The sequence below is a fragment of the Algicella marina genome, from assembly GCF_009931615.1.
GTDB lineage: Bacteria > Pseudomonadota > Alphaproteobacteria > Rhodobacterales > Rhodobacteraceae > Algicella > Algicella marina.
This window is the reverse complement of sequence record NZ_CP046620.1, coordinates 2,907,552-2,928,372: the sequence shown is the minus strand read 5'-3', so window position 1 is coordinate 2,928,372 and position 20,821 is coordinate 2,907,552. Positions and strand designations below refer to the sequence as shown.

The 20,821-nt window shown below is 57.7% G+C and carries 19 protein-coding genes and 1 tRNA gene; 6 read left to right on the top strand and 14 right to left on the bottom strand.

What is annotated here, in order from left to right; genetic code table 11:
• Positions 1 to 247: 247 nt before the first annotated feature.
• Together GO499_RS14435 and GO499_RS14430 are read right to left on the bottom strand one after the other, a co-directional pair.
• A tRNA-Ala gene (locus GO499_RS14435) sits at positions 248 to 323 on the bottom strand.
• A 163-nt stretch (positions 324 to 486) separates the two neighbouring features.
• A complete protein-coding gene (locus GO499_RS14430) occupies positions 487 to 834 on the bottom strand; it encodes a TIGR02300 family protein (RefSeq protein WP_161862834.1) in 348 nt (115 codons plus the stop codon).
• Positions 835 to 1,035: 201 nt separating this feature from the next.
• Between GO499_RS14430 and GO499_RS14425 the strand changes: the two genes are divergently transcribed.
• Together GO499_RS14425 and GO499_RS14420 are read left to right on the top strand one after the other, a co-directional pair.
• Positions 1,036 to 2,286: a polyhydroxyalkanoate depolymerase gene (locus tag GO499_RS14425; protein WP_161862833.1), complete on the top strand. Its 1,251-nt coding sequence runs from the start codon at positions 1,036 to 1,038 to the stop codon at positions 2,284 to 2,286.
• Positions 2,287 to 2,296: 10 nt separating this feature from the next.
• Positions 2,297 to 2,983: a M48 family metallopeptidase gene (locus tag GO499_RS14420; protein ID WP_161862832.1), complete on the top strand. Its 687-nt coding sequence runs from the start codon at positions 2,297 to 2,299 to the stop codon at positions 2,981 to 2,983.
• Positions 2,984 to 2,993: 10 nt separating this feature from the next.
• Here GO499_RS14420 and GO499_RS14415 read toward each other — a convergent pair whose 3' ends face one another.
• A complete protein-coding gene (locus GO499_RS14415; protein WP_161862831.1) occupies positions 2,994 to 3,503 on the bottom strand; it encodes an SH3 domain-containing protein in 510 nt (169 codons plus the stop codon).
• A gap of 75 nt (positions 3,504 to 3,578) precedes the next feature.
• On the opposite strand from GO499_RS14415, the gene GO499_RS14410 reads away from it, so the two are divergent.
• On the top strand, positions 3,579 to 4,250 hold the full coding sequence (locus GO499_RS14410; protein WP_161862830.1) for a GntR family transcriptional regulator: 672 nt from the start codon (positions 3,579 to 3,581) through the stop codon (positions 4,248 to 4,250).
• 49 nt (positions 4,251 to 4,299) lie between these two features.
• Here the strand turns inward: GO499_RS14410 and GO499_RS14405 are convergent, their stop codons facing one another.
• The 3 genes from GO499_RS14405 to lpdA all read right to left on the bottom strand — a co-directional run bounded on the left by GO499_RS14405 (position 4,300) and on the right by lpdA (position 7,934).
• Positions 4,300 to 5,778, bottom strand: coding sequence for a pilus assembly protein TadG-related protein (locus GO499_RS14405; RefSeq protein ID WP_161862829.1), 1,479 nt, complete (start codon positions 5,776 to 5,778; stop codon positions 4,300 to 4,302).
• A gap of 13 nt (positions 5,779 to 5,791) precedes the next feature.
• Positions 5,792 to 6,226 (bottom strand): TadE family protein, encoded by a 435-nt coding sequence (locus GO499_RS14400; RefSeq protein WP_161862828.1) that lies wholly within the window; start codon positions 6,224 to 6,226, stop codon positions 5,792 to 5,794.
• 319 nt (positions 6,227 to 6,545) lie between these two features.
• Positions 6,546 to 7,934: a dihydrolipoyl dehydrogenase gene (lpdA, locus tag GO499_RS14395; RefSeq protein WP_161862827.1), complete on the bottom strand. Its 1,389-nt coding sequence runs from the start codon at positions 7,932 to 7,934 to the stop codon at positions 6,546 to 6,548.
• A gap of 160 nt (positions 7,935 to 8,094) precedes the next feature.
• Between lpdA and GO499_RS14390 the strand changes: the two genes are divergently transcribed.
• Positions 8,095 to 8,253, top strand: a complete 159-nt coding sequence (locus GO499_RS14390; protein WP_161862826.1) for a hypothetical protein — start codon at positions 8,095 to 8,097, stop codon at positions 8,251 to 8,253.
• A 153-nt stretch (positions 8,254 to 8,406) separates the two neighbouring features.
• Here GO499_RS14390 and odhB read toward each other — a convergent pair whose 3' ends face one another.
• The 7 genes from odhB to mdh all read right to left on the bottom strand — a co-directional run bounded on the left by odhB (position 8,407) and on the right by mdh (position 18,338).
• Positions 8,407 to 9,915 carry a 2-oxoglutarate dehydrogenase complex dihydrolipoyllysine-residue succinyltransferase gene (gene odhB / locus GO499_RS14385; RefSeq protein WP_161862825.1) on the bottom strand — a complete coding sequence of 503 codons (1,509 nt, stop codon included), beginning with the start codon at positions 9,913 to 9,915 and terminating at the stop codon, positions 8,407 to 8,409.
• Between the two features lie 4 nt (positions 9,916 to 9,919).
• Positions 9,920 to 12,877, bottom strand: a complete 2,958-nt coding sequence (locus GO499_RS14380; RefSeq protein ID WP_161862824.1) for a 2-oxoglutarate dehydrogenase E1 component — start codon at positions 12,875 to 12,877, stop codon at positions 9,920 to 9,922.
• On the bottom strand, positions 12,874 to 13,683 hold the full coding sequence (locus GO499_RS14375; protein ID WP_161862823.1) for a sulfotransferase family 2 domain-containing protein: 810 nt from the start codon (positions 13,681 to 13,683) through the stop codon (positions 12,874 to 12,876). The genes GO499_RS14380 and GO499_RS14375 overlap by 4 nt, the downstream gene beginning before the upstream one ends.
• A 192-nt stretch (positions 13,684 to 13,875) precedes the next feature.
• Positions 13,876 to 14,757: a succinate--CoA ligase subunit alpha gene (gene sucD, locus GO499_RS14370; RefSeq protein ID WP_161862822.1), complete on the bottom strand. Its 882-nt coding sequence runs from the start codon at positions 14,755 to 14,757 to the stop codon at positions 13,876 to 13,878.
• Positions 14,758 to 14,830: 73 nt separating this feature from the next.
• Complete coding sequence (locus GO499_RS14365; protein WP_161862821.1) at positions 14,831 to 15,769, bottom strand: sulfotransferase; 939 nt, start codon at positions 15,767 to 15,769, stop codon at positions 14,831 to 14,833.
• Between the two features lie 60 nt (positions 15,770 to 15,829).
• Positions 15,830 to 17,023 carry an ADP-forming succinate--CoA ligase subunit beta gene (gene sucC, locus GO499_RS14360; protein WP_161862820.1) on the bottom strand — a complete coding sequence of 398 codons (1,194 nt, stop codon included), beginning with the start codon at positions 17,021 to 17,023 and terminating at the stop codon, positions 15,830 to 15,832.
• 352 nt (positions 17,024 to 17,375) lie between these two features.
• Entirely contained in the window at positions 17,376 to 18,338 is a 963-nt protein-coding gene (mdh, locus tag GO499_RS14355; protein WP_161862819.1) for a malate dehydrogenase, read from the bottom strand.
• A 124-nt stretch (positions 18,339 to 18,462) separates the two neighbouring features.
• Here mdh and GO499_RS14350 point away from each other — a divergent pair, with 124 nt between their 5' ends.
• Entirely contained in the window at positions 18,463 to 19,215 is a 753-nt protein-coding gene (locus GO499_RS14350; RefSeq protein WP_161862818.1) for a sulfite exporter TauE/SafE family protein, read from the top strand.
• Between the two features lie 45 nt (positions 19,216 to 19,260).
• Here the strand turns inward: GO499_RS14350 and GO499_RS14345 are convergent, their stop codons facing one another.
• Positions 19,261 to 19,587 (bottom strand): hypothetical protein, encoded by a 327-nt coding sequence (locus GO499_RS14345; RefSeq protein WP_161862817.1) that lies wholly within the window; start codon positions 19,585 to 19,587, stop codon positions 19,261 to 19,263.
• A 381-nt stretch (positions 19,588 to 19,968) separates the two neighbouring features.
• Between GO499_RS14345 and GO499_RS14340 the strand changes: the two genes are divergently transcribed.
• The gene (locus GO499_RS14340; protein ID WP_161862816.1) at positions 19,969 to 20,820 is read left to right on the top strand and encodes an HpcH/HpaI aldolase/citrate lyase family protein; all 852 of its coding nucleotides are present in this window, start codon (positions 19,969 to 19,971) and stop codon (positions 20,818 to 20,820) included.
• Position 20,821 lies beyond the last annotated feature (1 nt).

Below are 20,821 nucleotides of genomic sequence, written 5' to 3'. Positions count from 1 at the left end.
AAAAGCGCACAAGAAGTGGGATTGAAATCGCAGCGGCTTAATCATCGGATATCATAGATGAATGACTATCGCTAACGGCTACCGACGCGACGGTTCTTTCAATCACGTCAGACAGAAAAACCGTGGCAAGGTTGATGGCATAAGCGCCACCTAAACCACTGTTCCTCATGCCGAATGTGGGGAAAAACGACGGGCTATACCACGGAAAATGAAGAAGTTGTCTTCTCAACGCTTTGGCGTGAGGAATTGGTGGAGCCAAGGGGAGTCGAACCCCTGACCTCTTGCATGCCATGCAAGCGCTCTCCCAACTGAGCTATGGCCCCTTAGGTGTCCGGCTTTTATGTCCCGCAGCCGGACAGTTCAAGTGGATTCGACTGCTGAAGCGAAGGAAATGTCGGCGGGTTACTGAGGCAGCCGTGCCGGCCCTGCAGCCGCATGTCCACAAAAAATCACCGGCCGGGCAGGTGCCGGGCCGGTGACTGCTCTTCAGCTTTCGTCGTCGTCAGATGCAACGTCGGCGATGTCGTCCAGATCGACGTTATCTTCCTCGTCATCGTCGTCGAGAATATCGTCGTCGATGTCGACGTCAGCGACGTCGTCACTGTCGTCGTCGTCAAGCACGACTGCATCGGTATCATCGGACTCTACGGCGGCAGCAGGTGCCGCGGCTTTTGGCTTGTCTGCGCGCGATGATTTGGACTTGGTCTGCGTCAGGCTTTCGACCGTGAACTCCGCGCCGCAGGACGGGCATGTCATGGGGTCGTTCTGAAGGTCGTAGAACCTGGTAGCGCAACTGGGACAAAGCCGTTTGACGCCCCATTCTTCTTTGGGCATTTGCGTCTCCTGAAGGGTTGGAAAATCAATTGATGCCCATTGCCACATGCTGGCGACCTTTGTCAAAGGCTTATCCCCCGAGACTAAAATCTTAACCCATTTGTGCAACGAGAGATTAAGGGCAATCCCGATGCGGCTTGATGCGGTGCACAATAAATCCTATTGTTGCTTTTAAGTGCCGTGGCTGTGTAAGGAATGAGAATGCTGTATCACGCATATGAAATGACGCACGCGGCCATCGGTCCATTGCGCACAGCGGCGAGGATGCAGCAAGAGATCATCTCGCACCCGTTGAATCCATTTTCCGAAAGCTACGGGGCCAGAACCACGGCCGCAGCCTGTGAGATGTTCATTTCCGCCACGCGGCGTTATGGCAAACCGGATTTTGAACTCGAAACGACCATTGTTGATGGTGTCGAGACCGAGATCAGCGAAGAAATCGTCCTATCCAAACCGTTCTGTAACCTGCTGCATTTCGAGCGGCTGGGTGCGCATGTTTCGGGACGGAATGACCCGAAGGTTTTGATCATCGCGCCCATGTCGGGCCACTACGCCACGCTTCTTCGGGGTACGGTCCAGGCCATGCTGCCCGAGCATGATGTCTATATCACCGACTGGGTAGATGCGCGGGATGTTCCGATGTCTGAAGGGCGGTTCGATCTTGACGACTATACCGATTACTTGGTCGAGTTCTGCCAGTTTCTCGCTGAGGACGGCCAGCGTCCGGCTGTTATGGCCGTGTGCCAGCCCGGAATTCCTATGATGGTTGCAGCATCACTGATGGCCATGGATGAGGACCCGGCGCGGCCGTCGTCCATTACTCTTATGGGATCGCCGATTGACACAGCCTGCAATCCGAAACAGCCGAACGAACTGGCAACCAGCCACCCACTGAGCTGGTTCGAGAATAATGTGGTGGTGCATGTGCCATGGCCCAACAAGGGTTTTTTGCGCCGGGTCTATCCCGGTTTCCTGCAGTTGCAGGGTTTCATGCAGATGAATCTGGACCGGCACATGGACGCCCACTTGAACCAGTTTCGTCATCTCGTGCGTGGTGACGGCGATAGCGCCGCTGCGCACAGGCGCTTTTATGATGAATACATGGCTGTGATGGATCTGACTGCGGAGTTCTACCTGCAGACGATAGAGCGGGTTTTCCAGAAACGCCTGTTGGCAGAGAATGAGTACTACTATCGCGACACGCATATTCTGCCGTCGGCAATAAAGGATATCGCCCTGCTGACGATCGAGGGCGAAAAGGATGATATCACGGGTCTGGGCCAGACCAGCGCGGCGCACAAGCTAGTGACCAATTTGCCTGAGAACAAACGCGAGCACTACGTGCAGGAGAAGGTTGGGCACTATGGTGTGTTCAATGGCTCCCGCTGGCGGGAAAAGATTCAGCCGAAAGTTGCTGGCTTCATCCGGGAGCACGAGGCCCCGGTTTCCTGAGGTTGATGATGTGAGCGAAACGCTGGACCTGCCTTTTCCCCCGGGACGGGCCAAGATCAGGCGAAACGCGCGATCCACCCGCCTGACCCTGCGCATCCGGCACGATACCGGCGAAATTTCCGTGACTGCGCCGCCCCGCGTGCGGCCGCAGGAAATTGCGGCATTCATCCATGGTCATTCGCACTGGATCGGCGCCCGAATGGCGAAGCTACCGGACCTGATCGTGCCTGAGCCGGGCAGTGTGCTGACCCTGCTGGGCGAGACGGTCACGCTGGCAGAGGGCGCGAGACTGCGCAGAATTGGCGACAGATTGGAACTGCCCGGGCAGGGTGCCCGTTTTCGGGGGGCGTTGGCCGGGTTTGTCCGGGTGTCAGCGCGGACAGCTTTGAGCGAAGCCTCGGACCGATATTCGCACCAGATCGGTCGGCAACATGGCGGTATTACCTTGCGAGACACGCGGTCTCGCTGGGGATCATGCAGTTCCACCGGGAAGTTGATGTATTCCTGGCGATTGGCACTGGCTCCACCAAAGGTGCTCGACTACGTGGCTGCGCACGAGGTTTCACACTTGGCCGAGATGAACCACGGGCCGAAGTTCTGGAAGTTGGTGGAATCCCTCTGTCCGAAGTATCGGGTTCACCGTGGTTGGTTGCGCGATCACGGGGCCGAATTGCACCGTGTGCAATTCTCCGAGTAGATGGTTTTCGTTAGTTGCGAGCGAGGATCGCGCCATTCTCGTCTTTGGGGGCACTAAAGAAATTACCGTGGATCCACACACGCGCGCCGGTATTTTGGGATATGACTTCGAACCATATGCCATCACGCTCGCCAGTTACCGCCAGCTTGTCGCCCTGCCGGGCGCGGTCGGCAATGGTGTAATTCGTGCCTGGGCCTTCACGCAGGTTCACCGATGCACCGGTGACTACGCCTTCGGGACCTTTAGCTTGTTTTGCCGGACGCGGTGTCTGATCCAGGCCGGAAGCCGTAAACACGACGGATTCCAGCTTTGCCTGACGGATCTCCTTGCGCACGAATTTTGGCTCAGCCTGAGTGACGCTGGCAACTTGAGTAAACCCGGCTGAAGAAGAAATTTCCGCAACATTGTTAGCAACTTGCGCTTCCACCGGCTGCTCACCCTCGATCCCGTTCAGAAGACATAGCCCGCCAAAAACGGAGGCCGTTGAATAGGAGACGAAATTTGACAAGAACTCTGACATGGTTGCTCACAATCACTTATTCCGGGTAGGCAATATAGTCCGATTCGCGGTCCCTTCTAGGTAGATAATTCAGATATGAGCGGGAAAGGTGGGAATTTGCACGATACGGAGCGTAGCGCGGATCCGACCGTCCCTGCCCACGAGTTGGTTTACCGCGTATTGCGTGCCCGGATAATGCAAGGTGTCATGGCTCCCGGTGCGTCCCTGACCTTGCGCGGGATTGCGGCGGAGTTTGGTGTCAGTATGACGCCGGCACGCGAGGCGGCCCGCAGGCTGGTGGCGGAGGGAGCGCTGAAACTGTCGGCATCCGGCAGAATTTCCACGACGGTGCTGACAAGGGAACGGATCGAGGAACTTTCCGCCATTCGCGCCTTGCTTGAAACCGAACTTGCCACCCGATCCCTTCCACGTGCGCATGGTGCATTGATTGACCGGATGGCCGAAGTACATCGCCAGATCGAAACAGCACGCTATAATGACGATGCGTTGACCTACGTGCGTCTGAATCTCGATTTTCACCGATTGTTGTATCTACGGGCGCAGGCGCCGGCGATGTTGGCACTGGTGGAGACCGTATGGCTGCAACTTGGGCCGACGATGCGCCAGCTCTATGACGTGCACAGCCGCAGGCAATTGGCTCCGACGCATGACAAGATTCTGGACGCCCTGCGAGATAACGATGAACCGGGTTTGCGGGTGGCGATCCGCGAAGATGTGACAAATGGATTGAGGCTGCTGGTTCAGTGAACCAACAGCCTCATTGCACAATGGGTGCCTGCTGTTAGGAAGGATCCGATCAGTTGACGAGCATCGTGCCACCGGAGGAAGAGGTGCTCTCCCGGACTGTGTCGAACTCACTGTCCATCGGTGTGTCGCAATTGGAGATGTCCATGTCACCCGCTGTCTGCACTGTGTAGTTCGGATCCGCAGATTCGAAGTAGAGCCCGCCTGCGGTGGCCATTGCGCCACCGGGGCTGAACTGCCAGCCGGCGCCGATCATGCCGTGCATGGTGACACTGCCACCATTGCCACCGTACATCAGGGTATTCGTCGTCAGCATGTAGACGGAATAGGCGCCGTTGTCGCAATACTGCGCCTGGTTGCCATAGGAAATGCTGCCGCCACCCATATTGATCATGCCGCGTGCGTTCACATAAATTTCATCGAAGCTCTGGTTGCCGCCATAACCTTGGAACTGGCCGTTCGCGAGAATGGCGACGTTGCGCAGGTGGACGCCGGAAGCGACGCCGACACCACCGTTCACAATGAATACGGTATGCGGTTGATAGGGTGCATGGTTCAGGTATCGCCAGTTTGAGTTGCTGCCGGAGATCGTGCCATCAGCTTCGAAAGTAAGGCTGTTCATTTCCACTATGCGGGCCTGACCGGCCGCATCGAAGACGAAATCGGGAAGGCGTTCCTGCGGAACCTGGATCTCTTCGTTCGCCCAGCGTTCGAAAATGTCGGAGCCGCGCATACGACCTGTCAGGGTATTGTAGGCGTTGGAGATGTGCGGAAAGACAGCAAGGTCGAGGTCGATTTCCGCCTTGATTTCCTCCTCCGGATCGCTGCCTTCGCGCAGGGAGTAGAGATTGATATTACCAATGTCGACTGACCCGATGGAGACGCCGTTGTGCAAAAGATCGTTCCCGCCGTTGGCGGCGCCAAACTCACCGTAGAAGCAGCTTTCCCCCGAGACCTCGTTACCACCACCGAGCTGGATGCGCCCCATGGAGCGAACTTCCAGACCTGTGCAGTCATTGCCGATTGCCTCCTGCTGGCTGATCATGGCGACGGAGCGCGCTGCGGCGCTGAGGGAGTCGAAGCCCGCAAACCGCAGTAGGTAGGTGCGGAATTGGTTGTTGTTCGCTGCGGTGCGGGCAGCGAGGACCTGTGCCGCGTTGATGTCGCCGTCATCGCTTGCATCCGCGGGATTTTCCGCATGAAATTCCTCGCCGTCCCAAATTCCAAGCTGGATATCCTCGGGCTGAACCGGGTTGTATCGGCTCTGCATGTTGACGGCGACCATATCCATTCCGGCGGATCTGGCGCGCGCCACGTCCGAACTAACAGCGAACTCCATCGCTGCGGCTAGGGCTGCCGAGTCCGCCGCGCCTTGAAGCTGGGAACGGATGCGATGGCCATTGGACACGTCGAGCGCGAGGCCACCAACGGCGGCAAACACGATCATCCAGAATATACTCCAGATCGTGGCGACTCCGTCTTCTGCGTATAGGTTCTCGGAGAGGGATTTCTTGAAAATCGGTGAACTCATGACGGACTTCCTATCAGCTACCCGGCGCCGGAGACGCCGTTTCCAGAACCATTGAATATTCGGCCGAGAGATTGGCGTTGGCGAAGAAGCGGCCTGTGAAAATGACGACTTCCCTAGTGGGAATGGATATTTCCATCGTGGCGTAGCGGGCGCTGTTTTCGTCGTCCGGATCAACTTGATGTTCAGTGATCTCAGCGCTGGCACCGTCCGTCTCATCAGATCTGAATTGAGAAATCGCATCCATCTCTGCATCGCGCAGGCTTTTTGCACCCAGAGTGTAAAGGCGCATTTCCTGTCTGGCGACGTCGTACAGGCGTGACTGCGTCATCATCAGAACAGACGCGTCCAGGATCGTGATCATCATCAGTGTGAAGATAGGCACCCACATGACGAACTCGACCGTTGTCGAGCCTTCTTCGCAGCGGTCGCCGCGCAGCTTTTCATACATGATAATCGTACCTCACGCCACTCACGGTCCACCGAACTGCGATTCGTTGACTTAATGGAGGCTGCATTGAGACTTCATTGCGGCGACCGATAATAACGAATAGCGGACATTTCCGGGGTTCGGATTTTCTGGAAGTCAGGGCAATTGAGGACGCTGTAGGGAGCGTAATGGCGGTTGGGCCAAAAGAAAATCGGTTAAATAAGTGAACGCTCCGGCCGAGCCTCAAAAAGCCCCGGGTGCGCCCGTCATTGAAAATCCTAATCTGCGGAACTCAGGCGTGGGTTAACGTTACGCTATCCCACGCGTGAATCGATCCGTTTCAAGCGTGAATCGCACCATCACCACAGGCGAGAGCTGCCTCCCGCACGGCTTCCGAGAACGTCGGATGGGCGTGGCAGGTACGGGCGATGTCTTCCGCCGCCGCGCCAAACTCCATGCCGACACAGATTTCGTGGATCAGGTCACCGGCCATCGGACCGATGATGTGGGCACCAAGAATCCTGTCTGTTTCCTTGTCTGCCAGCAACTTGACGAAACCGTCTCCGGTGAAATGGGATTTGGCACGCGCATTGCCCATGAAGGGAAACTTGCCGACGGTGTAGGCGCGACCCTCTTCTTTGAGCTGTTCCTCGGTCTGACCGACAGAGGCGACCTCCGGGCTTGTGTAGATGACACCGGGGATCACCTTGTAGTTCACGTGGCCCTTCTGCCCGGCAATGGTTTCGGCGACGGCCATGCCTTCGTCTTCCGCCTTGTGCGCGAGCATCGGGCCGGTGATGACATCTCCGATGGCCCAGATGCCTTCGATATTGGTGGCGAGGTGCGCGTCTGTCTTGATCTGGCCACGTTCCGTCATCTCCACCCCTGCTTCGGCGAGACCAAGGCCATCAGTGTAGGGTTTGCGTCCGGTCGCGACCAACACGACATCGGCATCGATCGCACCGTCGCTGTCATCTTTTCTCAGCTTGTAGGTGACCTTCAGCTTCGATTTCAGCTTCTGCACACCTTGAACGGCGGCACCGAGCGTGAAGTTGATACCTTGTTTCGTCAGCATTTTCTGGAAACTCTTTTGCACCTCCCCATCCATGCCTGGAGTGATGACGTCAAGGAACTCCAGCACGGTAACGTCTGAGCCGAGACGGGAATAGACGGAGCCCATTTCAAGGCCAATCACACCGGCGCCGATGACGACCATCTTCTTCGGCACGGATTTGAGCTCCAGTGCCCCTGTCGAGGTCACCACCCGTTCCTCGTCGATCTCAATGCCGGGAAGACTGGCTGCTTCGGATCCGGTCGCAATGACGATGTGTTTCGCCTCGTGAATCTCGCCCGCAACCTCAACTTTGCCCTTGCCCGCGACCTTGCCGTGGCCCTTCAGCCAGTCGACCTTGTTTTTCTTGAAAAGGAACTCGATGCCCTTGGTGTTGCTCTCCACCGTGCTCTGCTTGTACTCAAGCATCTTGCCGAGATCGACCTTCGGCGACACACCCATCAAGCCCATCGTTTCGAAATGTGTATGGGCTTCGTGGTACATTTCCGAGGCATGCAGCATGGCCTTGGACGGGATGCAGCCTACGTTCAGGCACGTACCGCCAAGGGTTTCGCGGCTTTCCACACAGGCGGTCTTCAGGCCGAGCTGGGCACAGCGGATGGCGCATACGTAGCCGCCAGGGCCTGCTCCGATCACGATGACATCATAGTTGGCCATTGGGGTCTCCTTTGGAGGTTTTCAGTGCTGCAGGCCTCATCCCCTTATGAGAGAGCCTGCCGCAATCTGGTCGTGTGGTTCTTGTCTTCACCACAATCGTCGCGAAGTTTCGCTGCATTCTTAAGCGATAGGTAATGCGGGGGAAGGAATGTGGTGAGTCATGAACAACAATCTTTTCTACGCTGTCTTTCTGCTGCTGTCCGGTTCGCTTGTCGCCATCGCACGTGTGATGCCCGCGTCTTTTGAGGCTGCGAACCTCTTCAGCAGCGATGACACCGACTTCGATTCCCAGGATGAACTTGTGCGGGATATTATCTGATGGCTTTTGCACTGCTTGTCGCACTGAGCCAGACGCCCGCCCTGATTGCTGCCGGCATCGGTATCGCCGGTCTGGTGGAGTTGCGCGCGGCATTTTCCCGCCGCGCGGCATAACTCTTACACATACAGAGTACGCGATCCTCAAACCCATGGATCAGAGATCCATGAGCAATCTGCGGGGATCCTCCAATGCTTCCTTCACACGCACGAGGAAGGTTACAGCGCCCTTTCCGTCGACGATGCGGTGGTCATAGCTCAGCGCAAGATACATCATCGGGCGTGCGACGATCTGGCCACCGACCACCATCGGACGTTCCTGGATCTTGTGCATGCCGAGGATGCCGGATTGTGGCGGGTTGAGGATCGGTGAGGACATCAGTGATCCGTAGACGCCGCCGTTGGAGATCGTAAAGCTGCCGCCCTGCATATCACTCATCGACAGTTTGCCGTCGCGTCCGCGTGCGCCGAGTTCGTTGATCTTCTTCTCAATCGTGGCAAAAGACATCGTGTCGGCGTCGCGAACGACGGGGACGACAAGACCGGAAGGCGTGCCAACTGCGATCCCCATGTGGACGTAATTCTTGTAGACGACATCGGTGCCGTCGATCTCCGCATTCACCTCCGGCACTTCCTTCAGTGCGTGGCAGCAGGCTTTGGTGAAGAACGACATGAAGCCGAGCTTGACGCCGTGCTTCTTCAGAAACAGGTCCTTGTACTCGTTGCGCAGGTCCATCACGGCTGTCATGTCCACCTCGTTGTAGGTGGTCAGCATCGCGGCGGTGTTCTGTGCCTCCTTGAGCCGGCGGGCGATCGTCTGACGCAGCCGCGTCATTTTCACCCGTTCTTCGCGGCTGGCGTCATCGGCGGAAACCGGACCGCGAGGTACGGAGGCGGGAGCCGGAGCGGAGGTTGACGGGGCGCTGACCGCCTTCATCACGTCCTCCTTCATGATCCGACCGTCACGGCCCGACCCCTGAACCTGGTCGGGCGATATGCCTTTTTCCGCCATGATCTTGTTGGCTGAAGGGGCGTTTTCGACATCCTTGCCCTTTGGCGCGGCATTGCTCTCGGCGGGCTTCTCCGCCGGTTTTTCTGTCGCTGACGCCGAGCCGCTGGCGCCTTCCGTGATAATCGCGAGCTTGCCGCCGGCTTCAACGGTTGTGCCATCGTCGGCAATGATCTCTGACAACACGCCGGAAGTGGGCGCAGGGACCTCGACGCTTACCTTGTCTGTTTCCAGTTCACAGAGCATCTCGTCGGCACTGACGCTTTCGCCGACCTTCTTGAACCAGGTAGAAACGGTCGCCTCTGTCACGCTTTCGCCAAGAGCGGGCACCATGACGTCGACAGTTTTGCCACCCTCGTCAGCTTTTGCTTCCGCTTTCGTGGCCGCGGGTTTGTCTTCCTTCTTGGGCGAGGATGCCGCGGCACCTTCGGAGATTGTGGCCAGCAGGGCATCAACGCCTACGGTATCGCCTTCGGCGGCAACGATTTCCTCCAGCGTGCCGGCGGCGGAAGATGGCACTTCGACTGTAACCTTGTCCGTCTCTAGCTCGCAGAGCATTTCATCAACGGCAACGGCATCACCGGGTTTTTTGAACCAGGTGGCCACGGTTGCCTCTGTGACGCTTTCGCCCAGCGTTGGTACGCGGATTTCAGCCATTCTCTCAGTCCTTCTTTCCGGTAAGCGCATCGTTCACGAGCGCGTCTTGCTGCGCCTTATGGCTCTTTGCAAGACCCGTCGCGGGTGACGCAGCAGCTGCACGACCCGCGTAGGCGGGACGCAGCCATCTAGATTTGATACGGCCAAGCACCCATTCGATGTTCGGTTCCACGAAAGTCCATGCTCCCTGGTTCTTGGGCTCTTCCTGGCACCATACGATTTCCGCCTTCTTGAAGCGCTTGAGCTCTGCAACGAGGCTCTGGGCCGGGAAGGGGTAGAATTGCTCGAGTCGAAGCAGGTAGACGTCATCCAGGCCCTGGGCGTCCCGTGCCTCGAGCAGGTCATAATATACCTTGCCCGAACATATGACGACGCGCTTGATGTCCTTGTCTGCCTTGAGTGTCAGGTCGGAGTTACCGTGTTGCGCATCATCCCACAGGACACGGTGGAAGCTCGAACCCGTGGCCATCTCCTCCAACTTGCTGACTGCCATCTTGTTTCGCAGCAGCGACTTCGGCGTCATCATCACGAGTGGTTTACGGAAGCTGCGGTGAAGCTGGCGCCGAAGGATGTGGAAATAGTTGGCCGGCGTCGTGCAGTTCGCAACGATCCAGTTGTCCTCAGCGCACATCTGGAGAAAACGTTCCAGCCGGGCGGAGCTGTGCTCCGGCCCCTGACCTTCGTAGCCGTGTGGCAGGAGCATGACTAGCCCTGACATGCGCAGCCATTTCTTCTCTCCTGAAGAGATGAACTGGTCGATCATGATCTGGGCACCGTTGGCGAAATCGCCGAACTGGGCTTCCCAGAGTGTCAGGGCGTTAGGCTCCGCCAGGCTGTAGCCATATTCGAACCCGAGCACGGCGTACTCCGACAGCATGGAGTCGACGACCTCGTATTGCGCCTGTCCCGCCTTGATATGGTTGAGCATCAGGTAGCGTTCTTCCGTTTCCTGATCGATGATGCCGGAATGGCGCTGACTGAATGTACCGCGAGTAGAATCCTGACCGGCGAGGCGAACGGGATAGCCTTCCAGCAGCAGGGTGCCAAAGGCGAGTGCTTCTGCCGTCGCCCAATCCAGTCCTTCGCCCGAGTCGATCATTTCCTTCTTGGCACCGAGCATCCGTTCAACCGTACGGTGCGGCTTGTAACCTTCCGGAAGGCGGGTGAGGGCTGCGCCGACCTCCTTCAACCGGGCCATATCGACGGCAGTCTTGCCGCGCTGGTACTTCTCTCCTTGCTTGTCGAGATGTGACCAGCGGCCATCGAGCCAATCTGCCTTGTTGGGGCGGAATTCCTTGCCGGCCTCGAACTCCTCGTTCAGCTGGGCCTGGAAGGCGGCCTTCATATCCTCGATCTCTCCTTCCGGAATGAGACCGTCTCCGATGAGGCGTTCGGTGTAGAGCTGGAGAGTGGTTTTGTGCCCCTTGATCAGCTTGTACATCTGCGGCTGCGTGAACATCGGCTCGTCGCCTTCGTTGTGGCCGAAGCGACGATAGCAAAAGATGTCAATAACGACGTCCTTGTGGAAAATCTGCCGGAATTCAGTGGCAACCTTGGCGGCGTGAACCACGGCTTCAGGATCGTCGCCGTTCACGTGGAAGATCGGCGCCTCCACCATAAGCGCGATATCCGTCGGGTAGGGGGATGATCGCGAGTTATGTGGGCTTGTGGTGAAGCCGATCTGGTTGTTGACGACGATATGGATAGTGCCGCCGGTGCGATGCCCCTTGAGGCCCGAGAGACCGAAACATTCTGCCACCACACCTTGGCCCGCAAAGGCGGCATCGCCATGCAGGAGAATGGGGAGCACCTTGGTGCGGTCGGTGTCGTTGATCTGTTCCTGTTTGGCCCGGACCTTGCCGATAACTACCGGATTCACAGCTTCGAGGTGACTGGGGTTCGCAGTAAGAGACAGATGCACGGTATTCCCGTCAAACTCCCGGTCCGAGGAAGCGCCAAGGTGGTATTTGACATCGCCGGAGCCTTCGACTTCATCCGGTTTGAAGCTGCCGCCCTGAAATTCGTTGAAGATCGCGCGGTAAGGTTTGCCCATGACGTTAGCGAGGATGCTGAGGCGACCACGGTGGGGCATTCCGACGACAATATCCTGTACGCCCATGTTGCCGCCGCGCTTGATGATTTGCTCCATCGCAGGAATTACGCTCTCGCCCCCGTCGAGGCCGAAACGTTTGGTGCCAGTGTACTTCACGTGGAGAAACTTCTCGAAACCTTCGGCCTCCACCAGCTTGTTGAGGATCGCCCGGCGACCCTCTCTCGTGAACTGGACCTCCTTGCCCAAGCCCTCGATCCGCTCTTTCAGCCACGCCGCCTGTTCAGGGTCCGAGATATGCATGTACTGAAGGGCGAACGTGCCGCAATACGTGCGTTTCAGAATGGCGAGAATTTCGCGTAGTGATGCCGTTTCAAGCCCGAGTACGTTGTCGATGAAGATCGGCCGATCCATGTCCGCCTCAGTAAAGCCATAGCTTTCCGGCTCCAGTTCCCGGTGCGGTGTCTGTTCCGTCAGTCCGAGCGGATCTAGGTCGGCTGCCAGATGGCCACGGATGCGATAGGCCCGGATGATCATCAGCGCACGCAGACTATCCGTGACGGCCTGCTTCAGCTGTGCTTCTGACAGTGAAACGCCTTTCTCGGCGGCCTTCTGGGAGACCTTCTTCTCGGCGTGCCCTGCAGGATCGTCGCCCCACTGACCGTCAAGTGCGGCGGTCAGCTCGTCGTTGGGCACGGGCGGCCAGTCAGCGCGCGCCCACGAAGGACCGGCCGCCTCGGAGCGGACAGTCAGGTTATCCTCGTTCAGGGCCTCGAAAAACTCCCGCCAACTGGCATCGACGGCGGTGGGGTCGGCAGCGAACCGTGCATGGAGCTGCTCGACATATTCAGCGTTGTGGCCCTGTAGGAAGGATGAGGAGTGAAAGGCGCTGTTTCCGCTGATCTCGTTCATGATGTCTCTCCGCTGCGCAGATGATGGAGGGCCGGGCCGGTGGGGGGGACTGGGTCTTGCTTGAAACTGTAGCCAAAAGTTTCAATTTCCCAGCGGTGGCGTCTGGCCACAAGCTTTTTCGAGGTTTCGTCAAAATAGTCTGAATAATGACGCTCCGGTCGCGCCATTTTCTTGTAGTGCGGCATCCGCGTCGGATCGTATGGCAGCGAGAGTCTTTCGCAGACTGCACGTGTGTCATCCGCCAGATGTTCCGCTCTTATATAGGCATTGGCCACCCGGAAGGGGCCGATGCTGTAGGTATTGTGATCTCTTGGATGGCCATTGCCACTCCGCATCCATTCGATGAACGCTTCGCGATGTTGAGCGAAGGGCGCGTTCAGTACGTCCGGCCGGTTGCGCATGTGGTAGCGAAACGTGGCCAGATATTTGGTGAACGGATTGCGCACTGTTGTGAAACGAAAGTAGCTCAGGAATCGGGCAGGCCCGAGAAGGCGCAGGATGCGTGATGCACGCATGTGAGCTTCCCACGTGGCTGCCGCGCGCTCCTCGCGCCCCAGACGGCAGCCTATGATTCCAGTTGGGCCGATGAATTCGTCCCGATACTGTTCCGCCACGCCATCGGGCAGCTTGTCATCAGGAAGGCAGAATGGCTCAAAATAGGCCTCAACCGAAGTTGAGGCCGTCTTCTTCGATTTGAAGAAGATGAACCGATGGGTGTGCGAAACCAGCACCATTTCAGGCCGAAGCCTCCTTCTAGTACGTACAGCTATACGTACTTTCGAACTCTCCCGGAACGGCTGTTGCAACCGGGCCTCCCACAAGTGTGATCGTGGCGGAGGGCCCGCAGATCTGTGAGATGGCCAACCGCTGTGCAGCTTCGTCCTGATCCGCACCATACTTGTATACGATCGTACGCGCCAGTGCCGCGCGGTTCGCTTCGTTGGTTCTTTGACAGGCTGGCAACAGAAGCAGCAACAGCAGGAGAATTCGCATGGTCGCTACCCGATCGCTTTGAGGACGGCCTCACCCAGACCTGCGGGGCTTTCCGCCACAATGATACCAGCGGATTTCATCGCTTCGATCTTGTCATCGGCACCGCCTTTGCCGCCTGCGACTATGGCACCGGCGTGGCCCATGCGCCGGCCCGGAGGCGCAGTACGACCGGCAATGAAACCGGCAATCGGCTTGGAGCGGCCTTTCTTGGCTTCGTCCTTTATGAATTGAGCAGCCTCTTCTTCGGCAGAGCCACCAATCTCACCGATCATGATGATCGACTTTGTTTCATCATCGGCCAACAGCAGTTCAAGAGCGTCGATATGCTCCATGCCCTTGATCGGGTCGCCGCCAATGCCGATGCAGGTGGACTGGCCGAGACCGGCAGCCGTTGTCTGTCCCACGGCCTCGTAGGTAAGTGTGCCCGAACGGGACACGACGCCGACGGACCCGCGCTTGTGGATGTGGCCGGGCATGATGCCAATCTTGCAGGCATCCGGAGTGATGATTCCCGGGCAGTTGGGGCCGATGAGCGTGGAGCTGGAGCCTTCGAGTGCCCGCTTGACCTTCATCATGTCGAGCACGGGAATGCCTTCGGTGATGCAGACGATGAGTTCCATCTCGGCGTCGATCGCTTCCAGGATCGCATCGGCCGCAAAGGGTGGCGGCACGTAAATTGCAGTGGCATTTGCCTTTGTGGCGTGTTTCGCCTCGTGGACGGTATCGAAGATCGGCAAGCCGATATGGGTGGTCTCTCCCTTGCCGGGGGTTACACCGCCGACCATCTTGGTGCCGTAGGCGATGGCCTGTTCCGAGTGAAAAGTGCCTTGCGAGCCCGTGAGGCCCTGACAGATCACGCGGGTATTTTCATTCACGAGTACGGCCATTCAGGCACCTCCGGATGTGGAATATGAGCGATGGTTCGGTGCGCCCGAGTGCACCGGCGAAGTTGAATACGTTTCACGCATTTGCCGTGCCTCGCTGCGGCAGTGCGAAACGCGAGCGGCGTTTGTAGGTTCTGAAGAAATCCCGGGCCGGTGCGGAATCGTGGGCGTCTATGATCTCCCGCACGATCTTCAGAGGCGCCTTCGGCATCTTCCGAACGATCTCCTTGATCTCCCCACGAACCTGGTTCAGCCGGAATGGCTCCGGCCGGTTCAGTAACTGGTGAATTCCTTCCACGTCGATCCGCGACAGGGCGTCTTCCTCCAAAGCCGTGAGGGCCGCCTGATCTTTGGATTTGGCGATTTTCTTGCGATCGGCCGCCTCTTGCACAACCTCGTCTGTGAACGTCGGTTGCACATCTGGCAGAAGAAACCGCGAAGCGGATTCCATTACCGGTTGCCAGTCTTCATCGAGGGCATTGTAGGGAACGACAAGTATGTCCGCATCCTGATCGAGCCGGGAGAGGGCCCTGTAGAGAAGGATGGCATCCGCCACGACATAGACACCGAGGCGTCCCGGATGCCAGTTGTCGTTTACGTTCTGAGCGCGGGTGGAATAGGAACGGGCGACATCGCGAATGTTTCGATAACAAAAGATGCCGCGTTTTTTCTCAAGTTGGGAAAGTACCGTTGCCAGATTATAGAAATACTCTGGCGTCTTGTTACCGTAGGCTTGGATCCGGTCGCCGTCACGCTCCAGCTTTTCCCGCGAGATTCGAACCTTCGCCTTTGTCGCCTCCGTGTCCGGCACGTTGATCAGACATTCGGGAACGTACAGCGCGGAATGATCCTCCGAAGGTTTGAACAATTCGACACCACAGTAGATTTCCGGCACTGCGTTCAGATAGCGGGTGACACCGGTCGTGCCGCTGCGGGCGAGGCCGAACACGATGTAATCCAGCCTGCGGCCGCTTGCCGTTTCGATCTCAGGGATGGCTTCTGGTGCGCTGGTCACGATTCTCGTCTCCAATTCCGATGCAGGCCAAGCGAGCCTACACCGGATGTCGGTGAAACTTCAGCCCTTGACGGCCTTGACGATTTTTTCGGCTGCGTCAGCGAGGTCATCCGCGGCAATCACGTCAACATCGGAGGTGTTGATGATCTCCTTGCCCTTCTCGACGTTCGTTCCTTCGAGACGAACGACCAAGGGCACCTGCAGTCCGACTTCCTTGACTGCGGCCACGACCCCTTCCGCGATGACGTCACAACGCATGATTCCGCCGAAGATGTTGACGAGAATGCCTTTTACGTTCGGGTCGGAGGTGATGATCTTGAACGCTTCGGTCACCTTCTCCTTCGTTGCGCCACCACCAACGTCGAGGAAGTTGGCAGGCTCTGCGCCATAAAGCTTGATGATATCCATAGTCGCCATGGCAAGGCCGGCACCGTTGACCATGCAGCCGATTTCGCCATCGAGCGCAATATAGTTGAGGTCGAACTTGGACGCGGCGAGCTCCTTGGGGTCCTCTTCCGTCTCGTCACGCAGGCTGAGAATGTCGGACTGGCGGTAAAGCGCGTTGGAATCGAAACCCATCTTGGCGTCGAGGCAGCGCAGATCGCCTTTGTCGGTGACGATCAGCGGATTGATCTCCAGCATCTCCATGTCTTTCTCGATGAACATCTTGAAGAGCGTATTGACCAGTTTCACGCATTGCTTGACCTGCGCGCCCTCCAGCCCGAGAGCGAAGGCGACGCGGCGGCCGTGGAAGCCTGAAATGCCGGAGGCGGGATCGACGGAGAAGGTGAGAATCTTCTCAGGCGTGGACGCGGCGACTTCCTCGATATCCATGCCGCCCTCGGTGGAGCAGACAAACGAGACGCGAGAGGAAATCCGGTCTACCAGAAGGGCCAGGTAGAGTTCTGTCTCGATACCCGCTCCCTCTTCGATATAAATGCGGTTGACCTGCTTGCCGGCGGGGCCGGTCTGATGGGTTACCAATGTCCGGCCGAGCATCTTTTCCGCTTCTTCCGCCGCTTCTTCCACGGATTTTGTCAGACGTACACCGCCCTTCTCACCGGCTTCCGCTTCCTTGAAACTGCCCTTGCCGCGTCCGCCCGCGTGGATCTGTGCCTTGACGACCCAAACGGGGCCGTCGAGCTCGCCGGCGGCGGATTTAGCCTCTTCGGCGCGGAGAACGGCACGACCGTCGGAGACGGGTGCGCCATAGGATTTCAAAAGCTGCTTGGCCTGGTATTCATGGATGTTCATCTGGCAACGTCCCCTTTGCTCTGGGCAGTGCGGCGCACAGAACATGCGCACGGTTCACAAATCGGTAGGCTGAAAGTGAGCGCAGAGCAAAGGGAAAACGGTAAATAATCGCGGTTTTGATGTAAAAGCGCTAATTTGTGATCACGCTAAAATTCTTGTGATCACAAAACCAAGAATTGTCCGGTCGGGGATGATTCGGTCCCTTGAAACGACCCATGGTCCGCGAAAAAGTGAGCGGTATCAATGTATTCAACTGAATGCCGAAATCCATCGGCATGTTTAGCATTCTGGTGGTGCCACAAAAAAAGGGCGCATCTGCCGACGCGCCCTCTTCCTTGCTCAATCGCCAATTCTAGCCAAGCGAAGAATCTATCTCCTTGCAGGCGGAAACCAATCCCCTGACGGCTTCTACCGACTTGTCGAACATGGCCTGCTCATCCTTGTTGAGCTTGATCTCAACGATCTTCTCGATGCCACCAGCGCCGATGACGGTCGGAACGCCGACGTAGAGATCCTTCACGCCGAGTGCGCTTTTGATATAGGCAGCGCAGGGCAGCAGGCGTTTCTGGTCCTTGAGGTAGGCTTCGGCCATTTCGATCGCAGACGCCGCAGGAGCATAGAACGCGGAGCCGTTACCGAGCAGCCCTACGATTTCAGCGCCGCCGTCGCGCGTGCGTTGAATGATTGCATCAAGCTTTTCCTGGCTGGTCCAACCCATCTCCACGAGGTCGGGCAGGGGAATGCCTGCTACAGTGGAATAACGGGAGAGCGGAACCATCGTGTCGCCGTGACCGCCGAGAACGAACGCTGTTACATCCTTCACGGAAACTTCGAACTCGTCGGCCAGGAAGTGGCGGAAACGGGCGCTGTCGAGGATACCCGCCATGCCGCAGACCTTCTCATGCGGAAGGCCGGAGAACTCCCGCAAAGCCCAAACCATCGCATCGAGCGGATTGGTGATGCAGATAACGAATGCATTCGGCGCATTTGCTGCGATGCCCTCACCCACGGACTTCATGACCTTGAGATTGATGCCGAGCAAGTCATCACGGCTCATGCCCGGCTTGCGGGGCACGCCGGCCGTGACGATGCAGACATCCGCTCCAGCGATATCGGCATAATCATTGGTGCCCTTGAGCACGGCATCGAAACCGTCGACGGGTGCACTCTCTGCGATATCGAGCGCCTTGCCTTGCGGTGTCCCCTCTGCGATATCGAAAAGAACTACATCCCCGAGCTCTTTCAGAGCGGCCAGGTGCGCGAGTGTACCGCCGATCTGGCCTGCTCCAATCAGAGCAATCTTTGCACGTGCCATATCAAATTTCTCCTTTGAGGCATGTTCTCGCAATTTGGCCTATCCATTTGTCGCGTTTATCGCAAGGCCCGGGCGGCGTGATTGCACGCTGTGAATATGTCCGCGAGCATGAAGGAAGACTGAAGTGACGCTTGATTTGACATTCTACCTGTTTGCCGTGCCCGCGGTGATTTTCGCCGGTATTGCCAAGGGAGGTTTTGCGAACGGGCCTGCCTTCGCAGCGGCGCCCTTCCTGGCGCTGGTCGTGCCGCCGACGCAGGCCGTGGCTTTGATGCTGCCGATTCTGATGGTCATGGATGTGACCGCCTTGCGGGCCTATTGGCGTCAGTGGCAGTGGAATGACGTCAAGCTGCTGCTTTTTGCATCAGTTCCTGGAATCCTGATCGGGGCGTTGCTCTTTCGGACGATCGATGGCAGCTTCGTGAAGCTGATGATCGGGGTGATCGCGGTTGGTTTCGTTGCATTCCAGATTTCAGTGAAGCGTGGGTGGCTGAAACTCGGTCGGGGAGAGCCGACATCCGCATCGGCCATCCTGTGGGGCGGGCTATCTGGCTTCAGCAGTTTCGTGAGCCATGCTGGTGGACCGCCGGCCTCCGTTTATCTGTTGCGCAGAAACCTCGACAAGACAACCTTTCAGGCGTGTTCGGTGCTCTTCTTCTCGGTCGTCAATGCGCTGAAATTCTTTGTATATCTGGGCATGGGTCTATTCACGACGGATACGGTATGGGCCGTGGCAACACTTGTCCCCTGTGCAATTGCCGGAACACTGGCGGGAGTATGGGCGCATAAGCATGTGCCCGAGACGCTGTTCTTCAACCTTGCCTACATCTTCCTGACGTTGACAGGACTAAAACTGATATGGGACGCGCTCATCTGAAATGGCGCGCCCAAACGTTGGGGAAGACTGTGCCGGACGGCGATTTTAGATGGCTTGCTTGGATTGTGTCACTTCCAGCGGTGCATTTTCCCAGAAGTCACCGGCCGCAACGAGACACGTCTCGCCGTTGGGAAGGGTGATGAGTATCGTCCATGTGCCCGTTTCCTCGGACGCATAGACTTCCACCATGCCGTTGTTGTGGCTGAGGCCGCGTGCGGTACGGGCCTCGCCATACTTGTCTCCGAGCCGCGATACGATCTGTTCGCGCTCTCCACACGGTTTCTGCTGCGCCGCAGCCGAACCCGCAAGACCGCTCGCCAGGGAGAGCGAGACGGACAACGCAATCGCGGTTGATCCAACAAGACGTTTCATTCTGTCTACCTCATATAGAGGCGGAGCATGCACCTGGCCTTTAGCGTTATGCTAACGGGCGGGCCCCGCGGTCGCACTGTCACGAAACCCTTTGCGTTCTTCGCCTTCCGATGGCCAAACCTTCGGCGGCCTCCCTAACGCAGTGGGCCTCGTATAACCAAGCTTGCGAACGAACCCGCAAAAATTGGTTAATCTTACGGGCGCTCCCCCGGGCCCTATGTGTTACTATTTCTTAAGGATTTTCGGCGAATTTGAGGCGAATTCATCGCCAAAATGAAGACTCTGTCCTGATCGAACGTATTAATAGCCTGAAGTTTGCCTTTACCCGCGACGCCAATTCGATAGGTTTGCAGCGCAATATCGCTTGGTTTGGGGTAATTCATGGCAGTTTCGCAGCTTCCGCACCGGTCTGTTTTGTATATGCCAGGGTCCAATGCCCGGGCTTTGGAGAAGGCGCGTCAACTTGACGTTGATGCCGTGATTCTCGACCTGGAGGACGCCGTCGCCCCGGATGCCAAAGAGCTGGCGCGGGAACAGGTGACGGAAGCCGTGAAGGCTGGCGGATTCGGGTACCGGCGGGTGGCGATCCGGGTGAACGGCGCCGACACCGAGTGGGGTGCAGCTGACCTGGATGCCGCGATATCCGCGAAACCGGACGCCATCTTGTTGCCGAAGGTCGAGAGTGCCGAAACGGTGCAGAAGCTGGCCGCGAGGTTGGACGATGCACCGGAAACGAGGATCTGGGCGATGATGGAAACACCGCTCGCGATGCTGAAGGCCCTGGAAATCGCAAAGTCGTCTCCCAGATTGGAAGCATTCGTCCTTGGCACCAATGACCTGCTGAAGGATCTGCACGCGCAATTCCGCCCGGACCGGCTGGCGCTGATGCCGGGGCTTGGGCTGAGCCTTCTTGCAGCGAAGGCGGCGGGGATCCTCTGTCTTGACGGTGTCTACAATGCCTTCAAGGACGAAGAAGGATTACGGATCGAATGCGAGCAGGGGCGGGACCTCGGATTTGATGGCAAGACGCTGATTCATCCGGCCCAAGTGTCCGTGACGCATGAAGTTTTCAGCCCGGATGCCGAAGACGTGGCGGAGGCCGAGGCAATGGTGCAGGCATTCGAAGAAGCCGGCGGCGGTATTGCAGTGCTGAACGGGCGGATCGTGGAAAATCTGCATGTCGAGGCGGCGCAACGCCTGCTGAAGCGTGCCGGTGCGATTGCCGCCCGATAGG